The sequence below is a fragment of the Streptomyces sp. NPDC036813 genome (assembly GCF_055609245.1).
In genome coordinates this window covers 1-3500 of the sequence record NZ_JBVJPV010000042.1, presented here as the reverse complement: position 1 = coordinate 3500, position 3500 = coordinate 1, and the positions used below count along the sequence as shown (strand labels likewise).

Below are 3500 nucleotides of genomic sequence, written 5' to 3'. Positions count from 1 at the left end.
CTGCCCAGTCCTCCACTTTCAGCACCCTCCAAGAGTCAGGAGGGGTCAACTTTCGGAGAGCGCCTGGGGGTCAGTTTTCACGAAGCGGCGACACCTCCCCTCGGCACAGACGCACGCCCTGTTGAGGAACGTTGGGCGTTATGCGGTGGCTCGGCCGTGCGGCGGGGGCAGGGGTCGGTGACAGCTGGTCTCATGGTCTGTTGACGCGCGCTCGCAGAGGGAAGCCGGCATCGCAGGGGCCGGTCTCTACTTCCGGCTGGACGGAGCTGACGCCGCGAGCGTCGTCGAATGGCGTGCGGGTGCGCTGCGCAGCAGCGGTCAAATCCTCCAGGAGTGCAGCCACCGCTGCCTGGGCATCGGATGCATCGATTTCCAGCTCACTGCGCCAATGTTCCTCACGCTTGTGCCCATCAGGCAGCCAGTGTTCGGTGTCCACCACCGCATGAAGACGCAGCTGCTCGCCGTCCAGAACCTGGAGGGCCGCCGATGCCGTCAAGGTATGGGACTGGCGGGGAAGGTGTTCCACCGCGCACAAAAAGCCGCGTTCGTAGTGGATGATCTCTCCGGGTACTCCAGGACTTCGCGTGCGCAGGTGCTCGGGTACGGCCGTGGTCCGGGAGTAGCTCTCAACCTCGGTCCCGGGCCACCGGCCCAGCTGCGAAACGAGCCTCGCGGCCCCCTCTTCGAGCCGCGCCAGGGGCTCCTGGGCGAGAGCCCTGGCGGCCTGGCGGCGTGCGTCGGCTGTGGTCTCGGCAGTGCGCAGCGCCAGCAGTCGCTCGGCCAGGGAGCCTTTCCGCCGCGGAGCGGGCCATGCCTGGGCGGACAGTGACCGAGACTGCGGGACGAAGCCTTCGAAGGAGAAGCAGTGGAGCCTGCGGTTGAGGAACTGCAGATACTCCACGGTGACGCCCGGGTAGGGCTTGAGGGCTTCCAGCAGGTCTTGCACGCGCTCCTGCGGGAACGCGCTGCCCAGGACGACGCCGGTGAGCGCGGGTCTGATGTCGACGTAGTCGAACTCGGTGGACTGATTCAACAGGATGAGCCGGTACTCGGCCTCGCTGTCCCAGTCGATGTGCTTACGGAAGAACAACGAGTCCTTGTTGGCTTCCGCGTAGGCCAGTGCCACGGCATCCGCTCCGAACTCGGCGACCTGCCCGATATCGATTCCGCGGGTGGGAGGAGCATGCTGGCTGCTGAGATAGCGGACCGGGCCGTGCAAGGCGAAGACCGCCGGACCGGCGTGTTCGAGGAAGGACTCGACAAGCTTTTCCCGGTCGAATCTGAGGCACACCCCGGTGTGCCCGCCGCCATAGTGCGCCCACAGCGACAGGTGGGCCCATCCCCGCAGCGCGTCGGGATTGAACACGCTGGGCGGCAGAGCCACGTCCTGGGTCAGGCATCCGACCTTGGTGTGCAGGCGCAGCTGCCGGTCGATCTCGTCCCAGAGGGGGAAGCCGGCGTCGAGGTGCCGCTGGTCGTGGTGCGAGCTGAAGGTCGGGTAGTGCGGCTGCGATTCCCACAGGTCATTGGTCGACTTGTAGGGCGACAGACGCAGTGTTCCGGTGGCCAGAATGCCGGTGACGGCCGCTGCCGTGTTGGTGTAATGGAAGAGATGGCCCGTTATGGACCGCGGAGCTGTGGTCACTTCGTATTCGCTGTAGGTCTCGAACGCCAAGGCCGGGCGTACGGGTGCCCGCCCACCGCCTGAGAGCTCATCCTCGGTGGTCATCCGAAAGCCTCTTTCCTGTCCTGTCTGGCGCCGGCCTGCGAAGCCGAGTGCTTGACACCCTACTCCGCTTCTCGTCGCTCTGACGAGAAACGGAGTAGGGTGTGCTGCCACTGGTTGGTGACCCTGGCTCGAACAAGTTCATGCGCCGCATCAGCAGCGTGCCGATGGCACTCGCGGTCCTGGCAGTGATCGGTCTGGCCGCGTACTCGCCGATGCGATGGTCACCGGTACCGCCGCAGTGGGCGGCGGCGGACCGTGAGAACGCGGTCGGTCAGTCTGCGTTCTCACGGTGCTGTGGGAGGAGCCGGTGGGAACGTGGGCACCCCGGTCTGGGCCTGGCCGCCACGTTCGCGCACGTAAGGGGTGACGCCAGTCGGGGTCACCCCTTACGTCTTTTCCCGGACACGCCTTGGTTTTGCGACGGGCTGACGGCCGAGGCGGACCCGGGTTCCGTCGCAGATCGCGGTGCCTCGACCATCGAGTCGCCGACGAGCCTCAGGGGCAAACAGCTCGCCGTCGCCGTCCTGCTGGCGGGGACGGCGAAGACGTCCCCGGCGGCGATCCGGCTGACCAGCCGGACGTGCGACGCGGCGGGCCTGCCGGCGGTGTAGCGGCGAGATCATCGAAGAGAGGCCTGCCGGCGGACGGCCACCCCGGCTGCCGCGGCGTTTGCGGTTGGTGGCCTGGTCGGAGGGCTGCGGGATCACCGCCCGGATCCCGCGCCGACAGAGATGGGTCCGGATCGAGCGGGATGAGTACGCCTTGTCGGCCAGGACCATCTGCGGTGTCGTCCTGGGCCGGCCGACCGGCCGTGACGCCCGTAATCGGGACATGACCTCAGGGAACGCTGGCGCGTCACCTGCTTGGCCGGGTGTAAGGACGAAAGCGAGCGGGCGGCAGCGGCTGTCCGCGGCGAGGTGGATCTTGGTGGTCAGTCCGCTGCGGGAGCGTCCGATGGCATGGTCGTCAGGTTCGCCATCCGGGGCCCCTTTTGGCGGGCCCCGGCGGCGTGCTGGTGGGCACGGACGACGGTGGAATCGACCGCGACGACCCAGTCAAGATCGTCTTCGGCATCGGCCTGGGCGAGCAGGGCGGTGAAGACTTTCTCCCAGGTGCCGTCGGCGGCCCACTTCCGCAAACGGTTGTGGGCGCCCTTCCACGACCCGAAGTGCTCGGGAAGGTCCGTCCACGGGATCCCGGTGCGGTACTTGAACGCGATCGCGTCGATCACCTGCCGGTGATCCCGCCAACGGCCACCCCGCTTCGGTGCCCGGTCCGGCGGTAGCGGCTCGATCCTCGCCCACTGGGCGTCAGCCAACGACACACCAGGCCAACGATCAGATGATCCGAAGGCTACTGCTCAACTTCCTTGACGCTGCTGACGCTCTCGCAGTCGCCGCACACGCCTGGCGTACTGCCCGGCCTGCGACCTCTGGGCACGATCAATCGAGAGCACCTGGGGATCCGCCGCGCGCTCGTACAGCTCAACCTCGAAGGAGTCCGCGTCCGCCTCGACGAGCCGGGCCAGGGCGTCCCGATCCTGCTCAGATGTCGGACGCGCTCGAACCTCGTCCCTCCACGCCTGGCCACTCGCCTCGGCTTCGTCCATTCCGCCAATGTATGCGCGGGCAGCAGCGTGCGAAGTCCTCACGAACCAAGATCCGGAAGAAGCGCCCTAGTACTGCAACGGTGCTTGCTGTGACTGATGGCCAGGTCAGGGGCTGTGTCCGCGCCGTTTGTAGTGGCTGGTGCGGGCCTGGTGTTGTCGTCG

1 protein-coding gene and 1 pseudogene are annotated in these 3500 nt (G+C 67.2%); both read right to left on the bottom strand.

What is annotated here, in order from left to right:
- Nucleotides 1–190 precede the first annotated feature (190 nt).
- On the bottom strand, nt 191–1729 hold the full coding sequence (locus tag ACZ67Q_RS39310; RefSeq protein ID WP_471192419.1) for a DUF2971 domain-containing protein: 1539 nt from the start codon (nt 1727–1729) through the stop codon (nt 191–193).
- Between the two features lie 635 nt (nt 1730–2364).
- A pseudogene (locus ACZ67Q_RS39305) lies at nt 2365–3053 on the bottom strand (IS5 family transposase); the annotation flags it as partial.
- Nucleotides 3054–3500 lie beyond the last annotated feature (447 nt).